This window comes from Patescibacteria group bacterium (assembly GCA_038063375.1).
Lineage (GTDB): Bacteria > Patescibacteriota > Minisyncoccia > Phycocordibacterales > JANLHH01 > JANLHH01.
In genome coordinates this window covers 17,643-37,348 of record JBBTVG010000013.1, presented here as the reverse complement: position 1 = coordinate 37,348, position 19,706 = coordinate 17,643, and the positions used below count along the sequence as shown (strand labels likewise).

Annotated in this window: 16 protein-coding genes; 15 read left to right on the top strand and 1 reads right to left on the bottom strand. The window is 43.0% G+C overall.

Annotation, left to right across the window (positions count from 1 at the left end):
- The first annotated feature begins 223 nt into the window (after positions 1 to 223).
- From AAB523_01920 to AAB523_01900, 5 genes are read left to right on the top strand one after another with little or no spacing between them, the layout of a single operon-like run.
- On the top strand, positions 224 to 3,169 hold the full coding sequence (locus AAB523_01920; GenBank protein MEK7556025.1) for an SNF2-related protein: 2,946 nt from the start codon (positions 224 to 226) through the stop codon (positions 3,167 to 3,169).
- 6 nt (positions 3,170 to 3,175) lie between these two features.
- Positions 3,176 to 4,792 (top strand): site-specific DNA-methyltransferase, encoded by a 1,617-nt coding sequence (locus AAB523_01915; protein MEK7556024.1) that lies wholly within the window; start codon positions 3,176 to 3,178, stop codon positions 4,790 to 4,792.
- A gap of 13 nt (positions 4,793 to 4,805) precedes the next feature.
- Positions 4,806 to 7,607, top strand: a complete 2,802-nt coding sequence (locus tag AAB523_01910; protein ID MEK7556023.1) for a DEAD/DEAH box helicase family protein — start codon at positions 4,806 to 4,808, stop codon at positions 7,605 to 7,607.
- A gap of 2 nt (positions 7,608 to 7,609) precedes the next feature.
- Positions 7,610 to 11,008, top strand: a complete 3,399-nt coding sequence (locus tag AAB523_01905; GenBank protein MEK7556022.1) for a hypothetical protein — start codon at positions 7,610 to 7,612, stop codon at positions 11,006 to 11,008.
- Between the two features lie 7 nt (positions 11,009 to 11,015).
- Positions 11,016 to 12,776, top strand: a complete 1,761-nt coding sequence (locus tag AAB523_01900; protein MEK7556021.1) for a hypothetical protein — start codon at positions 11,016 to 11,018, stop codon at positions 12,774 to 12,776.
- A 1-nt stretch (position 12,777) separates the two neighbouring features.
- On the opposite strand, the gene AAB523_01895 is transcribed toward AAB523_01900, so the two are convergent.
- Positions 12,778 to 13,104: a hypothetical protein gene (locus tag AAB523_01895; protein MEK7556020.1), complete on the bottom strand. Its 327-nt coding sequence runs from the start codon at positions 13,102 to 13,104 to the stop codon at positions 12,778 to 12,780.
- A gap of 416 nt (positions 13,105 to 13,520) precedes the next feature.
- Here AAB523_01895 and AAB523_01890 point away from each other — a divergent pair, with 416 nt between their 5' ends.
- The 10 genes from AAB523_01890 (at position 13,521) to AAB523_01845 (ending at position 19,671) form a co-directional block, all read left to right on the top strand.
- A complete protein-coding gene (locus AAB523_01890) occupies positions 13,521 to 14,165 on the top strand; it encodes an ElyC/SanA/YdcF family protein (protein ID MEK7556019.1) in 645 nt (214 codons plus the stop codon).
- Between the two features lie 40 nt (positions 14,166 to 14,205).
- Positions 14,206 to 15,135: a matrixin family metalloprotease gene (locus tag AAB523_01885; GenBank protein MEK7556018.1), complete on the top strand. Its 930-nt coding sequence runs from the start codon at positions 14,206 to 14,208 to the stop codon at positions 15,133 to 15,135.
- 293 nt (positions 15,136 to 15,428) lie between these two features.
- Complete coding sequence (locus AAB523_01880; protein MEK7556017.1) at positions 15,429 to 16,097, top strand: phosphoribosyltransferase family protein; 669 nt, start codon at positions 15,429 to 15,431, stop codon at positions 16,095 to 16,097.
- On the top strand, positions 16,054 to 16,680 hold the full coding sequence (locus AAB523_01875; protein MEK7556016.1) for an alpha/beta fold hydrolase: 627 nt from the start codon (positions 16,054 to 16,056) through the stop codon (positions 16,678 to 16,680). The genes AAB523_01880 and AAB523_01875 overlap by 44 nt, the downstream gene beginning before the upstream one ends.
- Positions 16,677 to 17,570, top strand: a complete 894-nt coding sequence (locus tag AAB523_01870) for a Gmad2 immunoglobulin-like domain-containing protein (protein MEK7556015.1) — start codon at positions 16,677 to 16,679, stop codon at positions 17,568 to 17,570. The genes AAB523_01875 and AAB523_01870 overlap by 4 nt, the downstream gene beginning before the upstream one ends.
- A 26-nt stretch (positions 17,571 to 17,596) precedes the next feature.
- Positions 17,597 to 17,998 carry a hypothetical protein gene (locus AAB523_01865; GenBank protein ID MEK7556014.1) on the top strand — a complete coding sequence of 134 codons (402 nt, stop codon included), beginning with the start codon at positions 17,597 to 17,599 and terminating at the stop codon, positions 17,996 to 17,998.
- Positions 17,999 to 18,136: 138 nt separating this feature from the next.
- Entirely contained in the window at positions 18,137 to 18,628 is a 492-nt protein-coding gene (locus AAB523_01860; protein ID MEK7556013.1) for a hypothetical protein, read from the top strand.
- 37 nt (positions 18,629 to 18,665) lie between these two features.
- The gene (locus AAB523_01855) at positions 18,666 to 19,031 is read left to right on the top strand and encodes a YbaN family protein (GenBank protein ID MEK7556012.1); all 366 of its coding nucleotides are present in this window, start codon (positions 18,666 to 18,668) and stop codon (positions 19,029 to 19,031) included.
- A gap of 127 nt (positions 19,032 to 19,158) precedes the next feature.
- Positions 19,159 to 19,392: a hypothetical protein gene (locus AAB523_01850; GenBank protein ID MEK7556011.1), complete on the top strand. Its 234-nt coding sequence runs from the start codon at positions 19,159 to 19,161 to the stop codon at positions 19,390 to 19,392.
- A gap of 6 nt (positions 19,393 to 19,398) precedes the next feature.
- Entirely contained in the window at positions 19,399 to 19,671 is a 273-nt protein-coding gene (locus AAB523_01845; protein MEK7556010.1) for a hypothetical protein, read from the top strand.
- Positions 19,672 to 19,706: the final 35 nt, after the last annotated feature.

Genomic DNA, 19,706 nt, shown 5'->3' with positions numbered 1-19,706 from the left:
TAATGGTAAGTTAGCTTTATGCCAACAAATCACGACAAAAACCTATCCGCCCTCCTCGATATCCTGACACTCCAACAAGCGTGTGATGTATTGAATTGTCATCCAAACACCTTGCGTAAGTGGGACAACAAAGGTCTCCTGAAAGCGATGCGGTTTGGTACACGAAGAGACCGCCGTTACCGCAAGGAGGATATATTGAAAGTGCTCAATCAGAAATAAAAGTATGAAAATTACTGATCAACAAGCTAAATATTTTGCTTACGAGCTGACCAAGCGATGTTCCTCCAATAGTTTGGAGAAACTTTCCTCCACACTTTCTAATGCTCAGGTTGATCTAAACCCACACCAGATAGAAGCGGCGCTTTTTGCCTTTCGCTCGCCGCTCTCAAAAGGTGCAATTCTTGCAGATGAAGTTGGTCTAGGAAAAACGATTGAGGCAGGACTTGTTCTCTCCCAGAAATGGGCAGAGAGAAAGAGAAGTATTCTTTTGATAGTACCTTCAAGTTTGCGAAAACAGTGGAACGACGAACTTTCGGAGAAATTCTTTCTACCTTCAATAATTCTTGAAGCAAAATCTTTCAACCAGTACATAAAAGATGGAAATCTGAATCCGTTCAATCAAGAAGACAAAATAATTATCTGCTCATACCACTTTGCTCGCTCTAAATCTCCATACATAAAACAGACGAAATGGGACTTGGCCGTAATTGATGAGGCACATCGTCTTCGTAATGTATATAAAACGAGCAATAAGATTGCACGCGAAATTAAAGATGCGCTGACGGAAGTACCCAAAATCTTACTTACCGCAACTCCACTACAAAACTCCCTACTCGAACTCTATGGACTGGTGAGTATTATTGATGATCATGTATTTGGTGATCTCAAAAGTTTCAAAGCAAATTATGCACGAGTTTCCCGCGAGCAGGATATTTATGAGAATGAAGTCGGTCTTGTTGAGCCAAAGCAAGAAATGTTTGTCGATTTACGTAATCGCCTAAAGCCAGTCTGTATCCGCACGCTCCGTCGCCAGGTGCTGGAATATATTAACTATACCGAGCGAAAGCCGATAACACAGGACTATGTTCCTACTGAGCAGGAAGTTGAGCTCTATGACGGAATGTCTGAGTATCTTCAGCGGACAAAGCTCTACGCCCTACCTTTTAGTCAGCGCCAGCTCATGACGCTCATTTTGCGAAAGCTTTTAGCATCGTCTTCCTTCGCTATCGCTAGCACCTTGGATAAATTGGTATATAAGCTTGAACGATTAATTACAGATACAAAAGCAAAGTTACCTCAGCAAGATGTAGATACCATATCACTACTAGGAGATTTTGAAGCTCTTCCAGAAGTATCAGATGAATGGATTGATGATGAGGAGAGCGATGAAGATGAAGATGAGAAGGAAAAGAAAGCTCTCACAGAGAAAGATATTGTACTCATGGAGCATGAAAAAGCTGATCTAGAAAGATTCCGTGATCTCGCACAAAAAATATATACAAATTCCAAGGGAGACGCCCTACTTACTGCTCTCAAGAAAGGTTTTGAAATGACGGCCGAACTAGGTGCTAAGAAGAAAGCAATCATTTTTACTGAATCCACTATCACACAAAGATATCTTTCAGAGACTCTACTCGGCAAAAATGGTTATGAAGGTAAAATCGTTTTGTTTAACGGTTCAAATAATGACGATAAATCAAAAGAGATATACAAAAACTGGCTCGCAAAAAATAAGGACACCGATAAAGTAACTGGCTCAAAGACAGCTGACACTCGAGCGGCACTGATTGAATATTTTAGAGACGAAGCGGAAATTATGATTGCCACCGAAGCGGGAGCTGAGGGTGTGAACCTGCAATTTTGTTCGCTGGTCATTAACTACGATTTACCATGGAATCCGCAACGCATCGAGCAACGCATCGGTCGTTGCCATCGTTACGGACAGAAACATGATGTTGTCGTAATCAACTTTGTAAATAGAAAGAACGCAGCCGACCAACGCGTCTATGAACTGTTAGATCAGAAGTTTAAATTGTTTAAAGGTGTGTTCGGCGCAAGTGATGAGGTACTTGGCTCTATTGAATCTGGTGTGGATTTTGAAAAGCGTATTGCTGGTATTTATCAGACATGCCGAACTTCCGAAGATATCAATACTGCTTTCGATAAACTCCAAGAAGAGATGGATGAAAGTATTCAGAGTAATTTATCTGATACCCGTCAGAAGCTTCTAGAAAATTTCGATTCCGAGGTCCACGAAAAACTTAAACTCAATCAAAGAGAGAGTCAGGCATACCTTGATACCTATGAACGCTGGCTATGGGATGTCACCCGTTACTACTTGGGGGATAAAGCTGACTTTGCCGAGCACGAGTATTCTTTTTCTCTCAAAGTAAATCCTTTCCAAAACGAGGATATAGATCCAGGTCCATACAAAATTGGTAAAAATGTAGAAGATGCCCATGTATATCGCCCTGGGCATTCTTTGGCACAAAGAATACTGAACGAGGTAAAAAACAAACAGATTGATACCGCAGAGATTGTCTTTGATTACTCAAATCATTCATCAATTATTTCCGTACTACAGCCTCTTGTTGGTAAAAGTGGAATATTGAAAGTTTCCAATTACACCGTTGAAGCTTTTGAAAAGGAAGATGCTGTTGTCGTAACATCCCTCGATGAAGCTGGTGAACCCATTGAAAGAGATATTATTAAAAAGTTATTTTCGCTCTCCGCTCAATCGGTTGCACCGAAAGTATTGTCATCTGAGGAGTGTGGGAAACTAGACGAGCTTGAGCAACAAACTATATCGGTTATTTCTGGACAGATTGCAGAAAGAAACAGTGAGTTTTTTGATGATGAAGTAGATAAGCTGGACAATTGGTCAGATGATGTGAAGAAAGCACTCGAGCTTGATTTGAGAAAGCTTGATATTGACATTAAGACAGCCAAAACAAATGCCAAAAAAATTGTTAATCTTGAGGAGAAGCTCAAGGCTCAACGGGAAATAAAGGATTCAGAGAAAAAACGGAACGAAATGCGGAGAAAGTTATATGAGGCGCAGGACGAAGTAGAGGTTAAAAAAGAAAAGTTGCTGGAGGGAATAGAAGCTCAGTTGAAGCAAAGGTCAAAAATAGAAACATTATTCACAATCAGTTGGAAAATCATTTAACAATTTATGAGCAATAACAAACAAAAACTAGAGCTTACATGGATCGGGAAGAATAATCCCGAGTATGATATTGCGAATATTGAGCCACGTATCTTGGAAGAGCGGACTGATCTGTCATATGGCGACAAGGACAGCGAGAACATGATCATCCATGGCGACAACCTTCTCGCACTCAAAGCTCTCCTGCCCGAGTATGAAGGCAAGGTGAAGTGCATTTATATCGACCCCCCATACAACACTGGGAATGCTTTTGAGCACTACGACGACAGCGTAGAGCATTCCACGTGGCTTTCCCTGATGAAGCCAAGACTGGAGTTACTGCGAGAGCTCCTGCATCCAGATCACGGAAGCATCTGGATATCCATCGACGATGATGAGACGCATTACCTGAAAGTATTATGCGATGAAGTGTTTGGAAGAAATAATTTTGTAGCAAATGTCATATGGCAAAAGAAGTACGCCGCATCAAATGATGCTAAGTGGTTATCAGACGTACACGATCACATTTTGGTTTATGCAAAGTCCAAGGACTCTTGGAGACCCAATTTACTGAAACGGTCAGATGAATTAAATGCTAAATATTCTAACCCTGATAACGATTCGCGTGGCCCATGGTATCCAACCAATCTTTCGGTAAAGACATTTTCTGAAAAGAATTATTATACGATTCTTTCACCCGCTGGGAAGGAATTTTTACCACCTCCTACCCGCTGCTGGGTAGTTTCAAAGGAGAAGTATCAAGAACTGTTATCTGATAATAGAATATGGTTTGGTTCAAAAGGTATTTCGCGTCCATATAAGAAGACTTTTCTCTCAGAAGTTCAACAAGGAACAGTCCCGCTCTCTCTTTGGTTCCACTCTGAAGTCGGACATAATATCGAGGCTAAGTCGGAGGCGAGAAAATTATTCGCCGGTCAAACGGATTTATTTAGTACACCAAAGCCGGAGAGATTGTTAAAAAGAGTTTTAGACTTAGCAACCAAACCTGGTGATCTAATACTCGATTCATTCCTTGGTTCTGGCACAGCGTCTGCTGTAGCTCAAAAGATGGGTAGAAGATACGTAGGTATTGAAATGGGTGAACACGCATATACCCATGTGCAACCTCGAATGAAAAAAGTGGTGGATGGAAATGATGGTCTTGAGCTGTCGAAAGTTCTTGACTGGAAAGGTGGAGGCGGATACAAGTTTTACGAGCTTGCCCCAAGCTTTGTGGTGATTGATGAATTCGGTAATCCAGTAATTGATAGCTATTACAACGATACCAAACTCATTCGCGCAATGTGTAAGCTTACCAACTACAAATTTGCCCCAAGCCCATCTGACTACTGGAAGCACGGTAAAGGCCAAGGCAACAATAGTATTTATGTAACAACCCAGATGCTTTCTGTGGCAATGGTTCAACAGATTGTGAGTCATCTTGGTGCAAACGAGACACTCCTCATCTGTCCAAAGAAATTTGAACCTGGATGTGAGAAGGTAGATACCCGTATCACTATCAAAAAGATACCGCAGTCAATTTTGAAGGCGTGTCAATTTGGAAAGAAAGAATACCTGCTTCCTATCAAAGAACGAGCGATGGAAGAAGTTGACGAAGACGAAGTTGATTCTGACGAAAACTAATATGTCTACTTTTATGAACCGAGAACAAGCCCTGCAATACATAACAAACGCAATGAGTTTGCGAGATCCTCAAGAAAAAAGCTTGGTGTTTTTTGCTGACTATCTAGAAGGAGATGCTGGCAAAAAGGTATTGGCGAGAATGAAGAGAGAAAATCGTGGAAGCGTCGAGGATATTGAGGCCTTGACCAAAGAGTACTCTCAAGCAATACCCGACCTGAGACAGTTTCAATCTTTCGAACGAACTTTCCCTGCATATACCTTTGCACTGGCTACAGGTGTGGGCAAAACTCGTCTTATGGGTGCCTTTGTAGCGTATCTCTACCTTGTTTACGGCATACAGCATTTTATGATCGTTGCTCCTGGCAATACGATTTATCGCAAGTTGGTAGATGACTTCAGTAAAGCCAACAATCCCAAGTATGTTTTTCGAGGAATTGAAGAGCTTACGACTTCGAATGTAAAAGTTATCACCAAGGACAACTATGCCCAAAGCCAGATGGCGCAACTTTTTGCAAACAAGATAGAAATTAACATTTTCAATATTCAGCAATTTGCGCAAAAGGATATAGAGAAAGAAAAAGGTATTACCAAGTTTAGTGAAATGCTCGGGGAATCATATTTTGAATATCTCAGCTCTCTCGATGATCTTGTTGTATTGATGGATGAATCGCACCACTACCATGCCGATGCGGCAATGGGTTCGCTTGACCGTATAAACCCTTTGTTTGGACTTGAATTTACTGCTACGCCCTATCTTGCTCCGACGAGTACAAAGAAAGGCACGGGGCTTATTCTCAAGAAAAATATCTTCTACGCATATAATCTCGGAAATGCTATTCGGGACGGGTATGTAAAAGATCCGTGGGTAGGCACAGAAGCCGATGTTGATTTTGGCCAGTGGGATGCGGAGTCCATAGAAACCGATGCTCGTAAACTACAGCTCGCCGCCTTTTTTCATGAACGCACGAAAGTTGCTTTGAAAGAATATGCTCTTGAAAATAACAAACAAGAAGTGAAGCCTGTGATGCTTGTGGTGGCGAAAGACACCGCTCATGCAAGTGCACTGCGCGCACTGATTGATAGCGATCAATTTAGAGGAGGTGCCTACAAGGGCAAGGTAATCGAAGTTCATACAAAAACAAAAGGCGACGAAGCGGATGAGACAATTGAAAAGCTTATATCACTTGAACACCCAGATAACATCGTGGAAATTGTCATCCATGTGAATATGCTCAAGGAGGGTTGGGATGTTGCAAACATTTACACTATTGCCCCAATCAGGTCTTCAGCGGCACAAATTTTAACTGAGCAAACAATTGGCCGTGGCCTTCGCTTGCCGTATGGAGAAAAAACGGGGAATAAAAATGTTGATCGTGTAATGATTGTTGCTCATGATAATTATGCGAAAGTGATTGAGGAGGCACAACACTCCAAGCTTATACAGCCATCGAATATTGAAAGTATTTCTACCGACGACACGAAAGTAGTAAGAGAGGTAATTGAGGTGCAGTCAGCTTTTGTCACAAGCATTCAGGAGCAAATCAAGGCAAGTGGAAGCCTTATGCAAGAAATTGAGGCACAGGCCACAAAAACAGTCAGTGCTGTTATTTCAGACGACACCCCAGAAGATGTAAAAGTGGCGACGATACAAAATAAGATAAATGAGATTGTAGAGATAACGGCAAAGAACGAAGCAATCAAGATAGGTACTCAGACGAGTGATGCCGTATACGAGGAAGGATCACTGTTTACTATTTTAAGTGAGTCCGCGAAAAAAGAACTCGAAGACATCGGGCGTATCTCCAAACAGACTATTGAGATTCGTAACATCCCTATTCCTAGGTTGATGCTCACACCCCATTATGGCGAACTTACAATTGATAATTTTGACTTAGACTTAACAAAATTAAGTAAATTTGCTACGGACGCTTCAATCCTTGAACAAGCGTTACAAGGCAAAGAAGAGAAGGATTTATTCGGCGTTGCTTACCAAGGAAACCGGGAGACTGAAATTACTCGTGTTTCAAGCCTTGGTGAAGGTCGAGCACAAAGTCCAGAAAATACTATCATTTCTGCACTCCTTGATTATCCGCTTGTTGACTATGATGATCAAAAGGAATTGCTACTTAAGCTTTCAAATCAGGCGGTCGCGCATTACAAATCATTTGTCAGTGACGTAAGTGCACTCAAAATGATGGTGGAAAATAATTTCCGTCAGATTGCCAAAGAAATATACGATCAAATTTTAACTCACAAAGAGTTCAAGTCTGAGAGTTATTTAGAGTCCAGTATTCGTGAACCAAAATCATATTTGGAGCAGTACAACATCTCTCGAAGTTTTGATGAAAAACCTGTAACTTTGGAGTCGCAACTTGACCGTTTCTCAAGAGACAAGATTTATACAGGATTTAAGAAAGCGTGCCACTCAATGTACAGGTTTGATTCTTCGGATGAAGCACGAATGGCGTACCTTCTCGATAAAGAGCCGTCAGTGGAAGATTGGCTCAGGCCTGCTCCGAATCAATTCGAGGGACTGTACTGGCGTGATGAAGCTGGTAATTCGCAACATCGCTACGAGCCAGATTTTGTAGTTGAGTTTGAACACGAAATCGTAATGATTGAAGTAAAGCCAAGCGGTGAGATAAAAGACCTAGACGTACAAGAGAAAAAGAAGACCGCAGACAAGTATTGCGAGCTTGTCTCAGCGAATGTGGGTAAACACGGCATAACAAAACCGTGGCGATATGTAATTGTCCCAACAGAAAAGATTACTGTCAGTTCTACTGTGGCGGTGTTATTAACCCAAAATAGTTAAAAATGCCAGATGACAAAACTAATGAGAAAGATAAATTACTGAACTCAGTAAACACTGAGGATGTATTGTCATCTGCCGAAGATAAACAAAAGAAGATTAGGAACGCTCTCTCAAAAATAGATCCCGAGTCGCTTGAACTAAGTAAGAGGCTGAGTGAAATATATGAAGGACTGGTACTCACATTTAACAACAAGAGAAACCCTGATCGTATCGGGCAGGTCGGTCATTCCGCCAGGGAGCTGACTTCTATACTGCCACGTTATTTCCAAGGTATTCCAATTCCAGAAACCGAGAATCCAACTGAACAAACAAAAGGTAACGAAAATCAACGTGCAATCTTGAAGGATCTTTTAGATAAACATCCCGAACGTAATGCCTTACCTGAATACCTTAAAGAAAACTTTGTACGTGACTGGATTGAGCTACACACGTTTTTCAACGATTGTTCAAAACACGGATACCTAAAAGGAACAAAATCCTCAGATATTAAAGAGAAAGACTTTGAAGCACGAGTATGGAAGTACGAGGATCTCCTGTATCAAATTCTTGTAGAAAGGACTTTTTTCGACGGAATTACTGAAATTGATAAACTACTTACAATTGAAAACCCGACTTCTGACGATATAAGCAATCTTACGAAATGCATTTCTAAGTCCGAACATCGTCGATATTTCTTTCAAAGATGCGATAACCCTAACTGGTTAGAACATCTAAAATCCATCAACACTTTCTCAAGTCCTCAGGAACCTTTACGTGAAGGTGGCTATATTCGATTTATTGTATGGCCTGAATCTCAATACTTGCTGAGAATAGCCGACAAAAAACCGCAAGAAGTTTTTGATATTATTAAGGATTTAAAATCTACCAATCAATCTGTATTGGATGATTTTGTTGGTGCGGCCATCAAATCTCCGCCAGAAATAGCTGAACAATATGTTGATTTGATTTGTAAAGATAAATGGATACAAAATTCATATAATCTTCTCCTGCCAGACAAAGTCGCAGACTTAATGGATTTACTTGCGGGAGCCGGTAAAACTAAAACAGCTTTGAAGCTTGCGAGGATACTCTTTGACACGAAAGTTGACCCCCCCATTAAGACATCCGATAATCCAGACGACCCTCTTTCTATTATTCGCCATGATGCGAAGCCCCATTTTGATGCATGGAGACTCGGCGAGATTGTAAAAAAGAAACTCGCAGGATTGGAGGAGAAGGATCCTGTGGGTTTATTCTCAATTTTTGCCACTACACTTAGACAGGCCATAGAACTTGAAGGGAGAATCAATCCAGAAGATAGTTTTTATGAGTATTCGCATATCTGGCGCCCAAATTTACTATCTGCTCGACTAAATCGAGAAGATGCAAAGAATATCCTTCTTGATGGATTGGTAAATTTAATTGAAAATAATAAAGGTGACGAAACAGTATTAAGGGAATTTGTTGTTATATTGCGCACTCATTCGTGGGCATTGTTTAGACGCATTGAGATACTAACCTACTCAACCAATCCGAACCCTTTTGCGAAGGAAATTGAAGAAATTCTCTCTGATAAAAAAATCATAATTGCCTATAACCTTCGAAGGGAATATCTTCCACTATTGGGTAAGGAATATTCAAAACTTTCTAAAAATGCAAAAGATACAATCTTAAAAATCATTGAACAAGGTCCAGATTTTAAAAAGAACGACAACCTTACGGATGAGCAATTTACGAGAGTACAGGCTGACTGGAAAGGTTTATATTTGAAACCAATTAAAGATCAGTTACCTCAAAAGGAGGTAAAAGAATATGGAGAAATTGTAAAGAAGTACGGTGAGTCTGTAGACAACGATGGAGAAATAGTTACATGGGATGGCGGTCAAAGTCCTATTTCATCTGAAGAGTTATCAGTATTGAGCGCAGAAGATACTCTACAGTATTTTGTTGATTACAAAATTCCAGACGATCCATTTGCTCGACATTCATCTGGTGGTTTAGGCATGGTCTTTTCTGGGTTGGTAGCAGAAAATCCTGAGAAATATGTTTTAGTTGCAGAATCATTTTTTGTAAAAAAGATACGACCAATATTTTTTTACCACCTCACACACGGCCTTAAAGATGCTCTACAAAAAGGAAAGAGTTTTGATTGGGTTTCTATCATAAATATTTACTACAAAATTCTTGTAGAAAATACTCGCGTATCAGAACCAGCAAATAATGATGAGCAGGATTGGAATGCTGTGCAAAGAGCCGTTGCTGATTTTCTCGGTCATGCCCTTGGAAAAGATACCTGTAACATCCCCATGTCTCTTAGAGAGAAGGTTTGGGCAATAATTCTTAATCTCTCAGAAGACCCTGAACCAACTCCTGCAGATGAACAGAGGGATGGCGAAGGAGGTCTTGACCCAATGACGCTAGCAATAAACACTACGCGTGGTGAAGCTATTCATGCGGTTGTCAATTATGGTCTTTGGGTTGCACGAAACCTTGAGGACAAATCTGTTGAGGTAAAAATGCCACCCGAAATGACCGCGTTGCTTGATAAACATCTTGATATAAAACAGGATCCATCATTAGCAATCAGATCTGTATACGGGTGGAGGTTACCAAATCTATTTTACTTGAACGAGCCTTGGCTTAAGGCAAATAAGGAAAAGATATTTCCTAAAACTGAGCCGAAATACCTCCTTGCTTCATGGGAGGGTTATCTTGCAAACAATGTCATAAAAGAATTGTTCACGCTCTTAAAGCAGGAGTATTACGATTTTATACCGCATATCGGTACTGTCGAGAAAAAAGGATATCGTGGCGCGGATGTTGAACAGAGATTTCCTCAACACGTGATGGTTATATATGTTAACGAATTTGAACATGATAATTTTGTAAATCATTTTTTTAAAGTTGCCACACCCAAAGCAAGGGCTGAAGCGATTAATTTTGCCGGTAGAGTAATTCTGCGGGATCTTAGTGGTTTTAGTAATAAAGATGAGGTCAAAAAACGACTTTGTGATTTATGGGATAAGAGAATTTCATTACCCCAAGAAGAAGTGAGCGAGGAAGAGCTACAAGAATTTGGATGGTGGTTTAAGGTCAGTCCTTTTAAAAGAAAAGATACTCTAGTTCGGATGATAAAAACTCTCGGATTTGTTAAGAGTAAAATTGATGTGCCATATGAAATCGTCGAGGAATTAAAATCTTATGCGATTGAGTTTCCGGTCGAAACAATCAAGATACTTGATCTATTAGTAAAACCAAAAAGAGAAACGTACGAATATCTCTATAAAAAAGATGAGTACAAGGAAGTAATTAAACTCGTAAAATCAACAGGAAACGAGGAAGCTAAAAAAGATGCTGATGTTTTGATCAACTATCTTATGTCAGAAGCTGGAATGATTGATGATTTCAGAGATCTGCTTTAATAAACTTATGAAAAAAACGGCAATCGTCACATATCTCACATACTCCGAACTCTTCAACACTTTTGAAAAGAGTGGCCTCGTGCTGTTATTTAGTTCTTTGAAGACGGTAGAGGATTTTGAAACTCAAATTGAGTATCTCCTACAAGAAATGAACCCTGTTGAGTTGATACAATTCACATCTTTTCTTAATATGATCTGCCAGACTCGCACTACGGAAATGACCATGGTAAGAGGAGTTACTTTTTTGGAGGAAACTAAAGTTGTGCCAAAAGGTACTGGTTTTTCGAATAAAATAGTTTTTCATAGAGAAAATCTCTTAAATCTGATTGGTCAAATTCTTACTAAGAACATACGAGGGACTCAACAGCTGACAGGAGAAGGTCATTCGGTGAATCAGAAGAAATATTGCGAAGCTATACTTTTCAATAATGACTTAATTAGTCTAGAAGTTGGCAGCTCGGAGGCTTCTTCAAAAGAGACATTTCTCAGAGATCACTTCATCAGGGAATGGCCACACTACTATCTTTCCGATACCGCAAGGCTTGTTTATGGGCACAGATTGGTTCGTTATCGCTATTGCTACGAAATACTACTATCCAAACTCGGAAATACGGATAAGGCGATGATGGAGTCAGGTATTCGTGCATTCGAAGAGAGAGCAGGAGTTTCTCTGAAAGAATATATGAAGGTCATCAATGGTTTATTTGCATGGTTTTTTGAAATGCCATTTCAACACGCAAAGAGTCCGCCACCTCCCGGTCAACCAAAACTTGGTTTTGATTTTATGAATATAAGCTCTTTTTATATTGACGCGAAGTTATTTGAAAAAGATCCTTCTTTTATCAAAACAATAGATACTCTCTCGAAGGGAACGGATGCACTCAGGGTGTCTGCAGTGGAAGAAAGCACAAGGGAGCGAGACCCCATAACGGGATACAACAAAAACATCAGAGTCTTTTTCGACAATCCTATTTTTAAAATAGAAGATGGGTACTATTGCGTAATTGATTTGAAATTTCTTATTGAAAACGTGTGTGGGGGCTTACTGTGGCGAATTAGAAATGCAGAAAATTTGCAGAACTTTAAATCTGCCTACGGTCGTCTAATGGAAGAGTATTTTAAGTTTCTAATACAAAATATCTTTAAGGATGCAAAGGTCACTTTTGGCGGTACCTCTGGAGCGGACGCCCTTGTCGAACAGGGGGATAAAATTTTTATTATTGAATTTACAACCGAATATTATCGATTATCATCTTTGTATAATCCAACCTCACAGGAATTTCTTGACGATGCTTATCGGCTTCTTTTTAATACCGGAAAGACAGACTCACGAGCAAGAGGTAAGAATGACAGAGGTAAGTTAATAAAGCTTAACGACTATATAGAAAAAGTTCAAAGTGATGGTAAAACAGTAATTCCTGTTTTAGTCACAGAAAATCTTTTAGGCAATCATGATCTGTTCAATGCCTTCAATAATTTTTACGACAAAGAGATTTCCGATAAAAAACTTACCCATCTACAACAAAATCCTCCTCTATTTCTTTGTCTAGATGATATTGAGACTTTTTGGGGACTCTTTGATCCCAGTGATGCAGTGGAGGGATTTGCTGGGTTTACAAAATATTGGATACCTTTAGATAAGGGGCCACAGTTTCATAATGCCTCCTCTGGTATATGTAGGTTTGTAGAGAAGCAACGCGATGGAGAGGCAAGAATAAGCAATCACGACTTTGCGGATTTTTTCTCCCCCAAGCAGGTTTTTAAATAAATTATTTGCGACTCGCAAGCTCTTTGCCAAGTGGTCCTTCAATCAGCTCAGTGATGGTGCCTACCAAACGTGGCCACGGCATAATACCCCTATACCAAAGAAGCATATTATCTGTTCTAAGACGGAGAAGCTTGAGAAACTTCTGCCATGTAAACCCTAGAGGCTTCAATTCATCCTTCCATTGGCCCCAGAGATACTTTGGGAGCTGGTTACCAGCCCAGACGACATAAGAATCCCAGTCGATTGTAGGATCGCTAAAAGTGGTATTTTTCAGCTCTTGCATCCAAGCTTTTACCTCCTTAGGTTCTGGTGGGGTAGTTATCTTCATACCCCAAGTATATAGGGTATGAAGCAGAAGTCAATAAAGTCAAACGCATTGTAAATGAGACAGTGACCGAGACGGGTGTTTTGTGTCTCATTTGTAACATTCACAAAAACACCCCACAGACCGAGACGGCTCGTCTAATGAGTAGAAGGGATGCTAAAATGTCCTTACAAGGCCTCATCTCACGTATTTGAGACCGCGACAGTCAGCAAAATAGAGCGGTAGCGAGATTTTGCTGCCGGGAGCGAATTGATTGTCTCGCGTCAGGACTCGAAAGGCGGAGCAATGTCGCTCTGCGACAGGCGAGCCGGGGTCGAGAGTACTTAGTATTTTAGAAATGCGAAGCATGATAAAATACTTAGTAACTCGTGATCGAGTTCCTGCTCGGCAACCAATCTAGAAAAGCGTATACTTATGAAATGAAGCGCCTTTTCTTTTTTATTGCACTGGGTTTTGGGCTCTTAATTGCGGTCATTCTTGTCACCAATATAGTTATTTTCTTGGGGGCAAAACCATATATATATGATGACGCTCCGGAGGCTCCGAACGTCGAGGTGGCGCTCATTCCCGGTGCGGCTATCTTCCAAGATGGTTCACTTTCCTCAATCTTTATTGACCGTGCGGATATGGCTATTAAATTGTATGAAGCGAAACAAGTGTCAAAAATTCTTGTCTCTGGCGACAACAGCACTGTGAGCCACAACGAAGTGAATCCGGTCCGCCTTTATCTTATCAGTAAGGGTATTCCGGATCAGGATATTTTCCTTGATCACGCCGGATTTGATACGTACAGCACTATGTACCGCGCTCGCGATATTTTTGGCGTCACCTCCGTTCTTATCGCAACCCAATCATTCCATTTGCCCCGTGCTGTTTTTATCGCACGCCGACTTGGAATAACCGCATATGGAGTAAATGCGGATGTGGGTCATATGCTCTTTCGCAACTATGTTCACGAAGTGCTTGCCAATGAGAAGGCAGCACTCAATCTGATCTTTCACCGACAGCCAAAGTATCTGGGAGATACGATACCTATCATGGGTGACGGGAGGAATTACCCATGATCCAGGTTTGGACTCCGAAGAGTGTTGGATATACTGTTATATGAAAAGTATTAAAACGATAGTAATCATAGTCATCCTTGGCGCTTTTGCTTATGCGTTTCAGCAGCCAATTAAGGATATCCTTACCTCATATTTCATATATGCTCCGTGCGAAAAACCGATCACGTACACGATTGGTTCGTTCGATGACAAATTTGGCCTCTCGAGAGAAGCTTTCTTAAGCGCGATCGAAGAAGCCGAGGTCACATGGGAGAAGCCGATCGGAAAAGAACTTTTTGTTTATGGAGAGTCCGGAGAGCTAACAATAAACCTCGTCTACGATTATCGTCAGCAGGCGACCAATAAATTAGAGAGTCTTGGTATTGTGGTGAAGGGAGACAGAGCTTCGTACGATGAGTTGAAAGCAAAATACGGCGCGCTCCGCGCAGAATACACACAAGCAAAAACAGATTACGATACGCGTGCAGCTTCATTCACAGAGAAGAAAGATGCTTACGATCAAGCAGTACAGTATTGGAATAAAAAAGGCGGGGCTCCGAAAAAAGAATATGAACAGCTTCAAGAAGAAAAAACGGCACTTCAAGCGGAGCTGGCAGAAATACAAAAACTCGAAATGAATCTCCATGAAGATGTGGAGAATATCAATTCGTTGGTGGTAGTACTCAATCGCCTGGTAGCTTCGCTTAATCTAAGCGTGGAAAAGTATAATGAAATCGGTGCATCGCGCGGTGAAGAATTTACCGAAGGAGACTACCAAGAGAGCGGAGGCGAACAGGAGATAAATATTTACGAATTCAGCAACCGCGATAAACTGGTGCGAGTTTTAGCACACGAGTTTGGGCACGCGCTAGGACTCCAGCATATAGAGAATCCCCAAGCTATTATGTACAGGCTTAATACGAGCACGAACGAAAAACTGACAGATGACGACCGCAAAGAACTCAAAGCGCGTTGTGCTATCAAAGAGTGATAAAATGAAAAATATAGGCCCCTGCGGCAGAAACCGCAGGGTAATACGTGGAATTCGCTTCGCTCATACAGAAGCGTGGCAGAGACCACGCGGTATTGACCTATATTAGCTTCTCGGCTCGAGAGTATAAAAGTAATCTTTTATACTCTGCTCGCTCTACGTCGCTAATAACGTGGGGGGAATGGGGTCATGTGCGTGTTTGACTGTAACAGAGACGAAGAGTACGATGAAAGTGACTATGTATCGTATATTGCCGGGGCACTCGGAATATTCGATTGACATTGAAGAAATTTATGTTTACCGACAGAGCAGATGCCGGGCGGCAACTCGCAAAGAAACTGGAACGATATCGCGGGAAAGAAGCGGTTGTTTTGGCGCTACCGCGCGGCGGGGTCGTCACAGGGCACGAAATAGCCGAAGCGCTCAAACTCCCGCTCGATATCATTGTCGTTCGCAAGATCGGTCATCCTTCCTCCCCCGAGTATGCGATCGGGGCGGTTGATGAGAAGGGGACTACAATCCTGAATGAAACGGAAACGGCAGCGCTTGACCAAGCGTGGCTTAGAGAAGAGATCGGACGACAAAGAAAAGAAGCACAGCGGCGCAGCACCGTATATCGCGAAAAAAGAATGCCGCGCGGCCTTGCGGGGAAAATCGCCATTGTCGTTGACGACGGCATCGCAACCGGCCTCACGATGCGGCTTGCCGTGCGTTCCGTTAAAGCGCAAAAACCGGAACAGATCATCGTCGCCGTGCCCGTTGCGCCGATGGAATCCCTGCGCGCTCTTAAAGAGGAAGGTGCCGGAGACGTTATCGTGCTTGAACCGCCGGAGGGATTTTTAGGAGCCGTCGGCGCCCATTACGACCGGTTTGAACAGGTTCCCGATGAAGAAGTTATCAGATTACTGCAGTCAATGTATGAAGCGAGAGATAAAAATACCGGTTCCCGCCGTAACGCTTGAAGGCACACTTGCCGTTCCGGAGAACGCTACTGGCGTTGTGCTTTTCGCGCATGGGAGCGGGAGTGGCAGATTTTCTCCTCGCAATATGTTTGTCGCGAGGGAACTAGAGAAGGCCGGAATCGCAACGCTTTTGATAGATCTTCTGACAGAGAAGGAGGATGAGGTGTATGAAACCCGTTTTGATATCGGTCTTTTGACGGAGCGCCTCGGTGGGGTCGTCTCCTGGCTTGAAGAGGAGCGAGAGTTAAAAGGCCTCGGCGTAGGGCTCTTCGGAGCATCGACGGGCGCGGCCGCCGCGCTTCAAGTTGCCGCGCGGTTTCCCTCACGCATCGCGGCGGTCGTCTCGCGCGGAGGAAGACCAGATCTTGCGATGGAGGAATTGGACAAAGTCACCTCCCCAACCCTTCTCATCGTCGGTGGTGAAGACTACGGCGTTATTGAACTTAACGAACAAGCACTTGCCGCGCTTCATTGCGAGAAAAAGATGGAAATAGTCCCCGGCGCGACACATCTTTTTGAAGAATCGGGGACACTTGAACAGGTGGCGGAACTTGCGGTAGTATGGTTTAAGAAGTATTTATGAAAATAAAATTAATCATTATCATCATAGGAATACTGGTAGTTACCGCGGGACTTGCGGTCATCTTTCTTTTCCAGTGTGAGGACGACTGGTGTTTTGTGTTCCAGCAACAAAAGGGAAAGAGCGCGGACAGTTTTGAGCGGTGCGTTCTTCTGGGCTTCCCGGTGATGGAAACGTATCCGCGCCAGTGTCGTGCGGGGGAAAAGTCATTCACTGAAATAATCGATCTAGTAAAGAGTGATAAAATTCGCATAACGCTACCTCTGCCGAATGCTCTGGTAGAGAGTCCGCTTCTCGTGCGAGGAGAAGCAAGAGGAAATTGGTATTTTGAAGCTTCATTTCCAGTGCGGCTCTTTGACGCGAACGGAAGGGAACTCGTCGCTTTGCCCGCGCAAGCCAAGGGTGATTGGATGACAACAGAATTCGTTCCATTTGAAGTAGTGCTTACTTTTGATACTCCCGCGACAGAAACGGGGACCTTGGTGTTAGAGAAAGATAATCCTTCTGGCTTACCGGAACACGCCGATTCAGTTTCAATCCCACTGCGGTTCAATACGACTAAATCGGAGGGAAGAGGTACCGGCATACTGCAAGGCACCATGACGATTGGTCCTGTTTGTCCCGTCCAGCGGATTGACGAACCCTGCGATCCAACACCTGAAATGTTTGCCGCGCGAAAAGTTTTCGTCTACCTCACCGACCGAGAGACGCTCGTGGCAACACTTGTTCCGGATGGAAAAGGGAAATTCAGCACGACTCTCCCGGAAGGAGATTACTGGGTTGACATGGCGCATCAGGGGATCGGAGGAACAAGCGGTTTGCCCATCCAAATTCACGTTACGGCGAATACGCCTGTTACGCTCACTATTGATGTAGATACGGGGATCCGTTAATAGGGATTGATATATAATATATTGATATGGAATTTTTGTTTACCGATCTTTTTATCCACACTTCTTTTGCCGGCATTACCTTCGGCGTGATCGGCGTTGCGCTCGTCGCGTACAGAAGAGGCGTGTTCTTTTCCAAGATCGCGTCTAGTATATTTGCGTACGCCGTTATCTTTGTTGTCCTGCTCTTGTCCCGGCAATACGTTACGGGACACATGGCCGAGCATGCGATGTCCGAACCGACGTATATATTCCTCGCGCCGGTGCACGGCATCATTTCACTGTGGGCGTTCGTGCAGGCGGGAGTGATGTTTTTCTTTGCGCACCGAGCATACCGGGCGGGGATAAACTTCTTCAGGGAACATAAAAAGTGGACGGCGCTTCTCGTTTTTGCGTGGGTCTTTTCGCTCATCAGCGGATTTTTTCTCTAATGTCGGCTCGGTTCCGTCAGTCGCGGTAAGCATTGTTTTATATGCTCCTTACTGGTAAGATGTTTTTTAGTAATATCCTCGCTCAATGTTGAGTTCGGGTGGTATAAAAACTTGTTCTTTTTAAACCGGGAGGTCACCATGTCTTACCAGTGGTTTTATGTGTTTACTGTCGCTTTGGCGAGCGGAATATTCTTTTGGACAGGCAATGCCGAGAGAGCGGCGTACCTCGGGTGGATGTCACTCGCGGCCGCAGTGCTCTTTATGGGATATGTCGTTTCAACGGGAATCCGCGCCAGACGTCTGCGGGAGGGAAAGCCCGAAGAACCGGACGCGGTGGATGTTCATCGCATTCACGTTGCCATACTGACAACTTTTATTCTTGTCGGCGTTGTCGGCATGGAGATCGCTGTCCGCAAATCAGGCGGTCTCTGGGGGGATCCCGCATTGGTCGCCTTCCATTTTGTTCTGGTGGGGCTTAGTACGACTACGTATCTGCTTGCGCGTTTTCGCCTGACGGGACTTTCTGCCCCGCGGCGGCACCGATACGTGACCTATCCGTTCATTGTTTTTTTCATCGCGACGTTTACGACAGGAACCATTCTCCTTTGGAGACAGTTTCTTTTCGCGTAACTATTCGCTCAAGGTATCCTAAAAGGAGGTGTTCGTAATGTATAAGTTCTTTTTTGTGTGTTGCGGACATCTTTCACTTGCAACAGGAGTCATTGGAATATTCCTCCCCATCCTGCCCACAACACCCTTCGTCTTGTTGGCGTGCGGGTGTTACGCGAAGGGGTCGGAGAGATTTCATGTGGCGCTCATCCGCAACAAGTGGTTTGGTCCGCTGATAAAAGATTGGCACGAGCATAAAGCCATTCCGGTTCGCGCGAAAGCGACCGCCATCATAATGATCGCGGCGAGCATTACGTGGGCAATCATAATCGCGCCCTTGTTGCCAGTGAAGATTGGTTTAGGGGTGTTGGGTGTTGCCGTCGCCCTCTATATTTTCACACGACCGTCACGAAAAAAAATTTGAGTCTGCCGCCAGGATATTCCTGGCGGCTTTTTTTGAATATCACCTTTTTTACTAAAAGGATAGAGGATGAAATCGTTTGTCCGGTTTTTCTTGATTGAGGGTTTATTTTGTGGTACTATTGCAAGTAATGAAAAAATACGGAGAAAAGTTGAAGGAGAGTCAGATGCAGATACCTCTTGCGGATTTTTTGAAATCCTACAATCAAAATATGCCCGCAGGCTTTCCGCGCGCCACTGCCGTATTATTAAAAAAGTTCCAAGACGCGCACACCATGCTTTTTAAGCATGGTGACTTATGGTCGCTTGACCAGCACCGAAAAAAGCTCATTGACTGGCTCCCGCGAAACAGCGACGCGTCATAAATCACAATGAATAATAATCCATTAGATCATATAGAAAATCTGACAAAGAAGACCAATGATTATATGGGTGAACGGGCGCAGAGCGTTTTGGGTCGTTATCCGTTATTGTTTTCTCTTCTCAGCGTCTTTGGTGTCGTAGCGGTTCTCTATGGTTTTGAGTCCGTCATTGACCAGATATCGTTTCTCGCCGACCGCCCGTTTCTGATCTTCATCACCGGATTGGGTATCCTTGTATTCACCGGCTCGTTGTACAAGAGTCTTGATCGACAGGGACGTTAGATGGTGGAGAGTTTAAAGAACATTTTTAAGTAGTT

Bases quoted from the DNA above. Each gene is read 5' to 3' on its own strand.
- AAB523_01850 (MEK7556011.1), top strand. From the start codon at position 19,159: ATGAAAAAATACGGAGAAAAGTTGAAGGAGAGTCAGATGCAGATACCT.
- AAB523_01865 (MEK7556014.1), top strand. From the start codon at position 17,597: ATGGAATTTTTGTTTACCGATCTTTTTATCCACACTTCTTTTGCCGGC.
- AAB523_01915 (MEK7556024.1), top strand. From the start codon at position 3,176: ATGAGCAATAACAAACAAAAACTAGAGCTTACATGGATCGGGAAGAAT.
- AAB523_01855 (MEK7556012.1), top strand. From the start codon at position 18,666: ATGTATAAGTTCTTTTTTGTGTGTTGCGGACATCTTTCACTTGCAACA.
- AAB523_01880 (MEK7556017.1), top strand. From the start codon at position 15,429: ATGTTTACCGACAGAGCAGATGCCGGGCGGCAACTCGCAAAGAAACTG.
- AAB523_01920 (MEK7556025.1), top strand. From the start codon at position 224: ATGAAAATTACTGATCAACAAGCTAAATATTTTGCTTACGAGCTGACC.
- AAB523_01900 (MEK7556021.1), top strand. From the start codon at position 11,016: ATGAAAAAAACGGCAATCGTCACATATCTCACATACTCCGAACTCTTC.
- AAB523_01875 (MEK7556016.1), top strand. From the start codon at position 16,054: ATGAAGCGAGAGATAAAAATACCGGTTCCCGCCGTAACGCTTGAAGGC.
- AAB523_01905 (MEK7556022.1), top strand. From the start codon at position 7,610: ATGCCAGATGACAAAACTAATGAGAAAGATAAATTACTGAACTCAGTA.
- AAB523_01885 (MEK7556018.1), top strand. From the start codon at position 14,206: ATGAAAAGTATTAAAACGATAGTAATCATAGTCATCCTTGGCGCTTTT.
- AAB523_01870 (MEK7556015.1), top strand. From the start codon at position 16,677: ATGAAAATAAAATTAATCATTATCATCATAGGAATACTGGTAGTTACC.
- AAB523_01895 (MEK7556020.1), bottom strand. From the start codon at position 13,104: ATGAAGATAACTACCCCACCAGAACCTAAGGAGGTAAAAGCTTGGATG.
- AAB523_01845 (MEK7556010.1), top strand. From the start codon at position 19,399: ATGAATAATAATCCATTAGATCATATAGAAAATCTGACAAAGAAGACC.
- AAB523_01860 (MEK7556013.1), top strand. From the start codon at position 18,137: ATGTCTTACCAGTGGTTTTATGTGTTTACTGTCGCTTTGGCGAGCGGA.
- AAB523_01910 (MEK7556023.1), top strand. From the start codon at position 4,806: ATGAACCGAGAACAAGCCCTGCAATACATAACAAACGCAATGAGTTTG.
- AAB523_01890 (MEK7556019.1), top strand. From the start codon at position 13,521: ATGAAGCGCCTTTTCTTTTTTATTGCACTGGGTTTTGGGCTCTTAATT.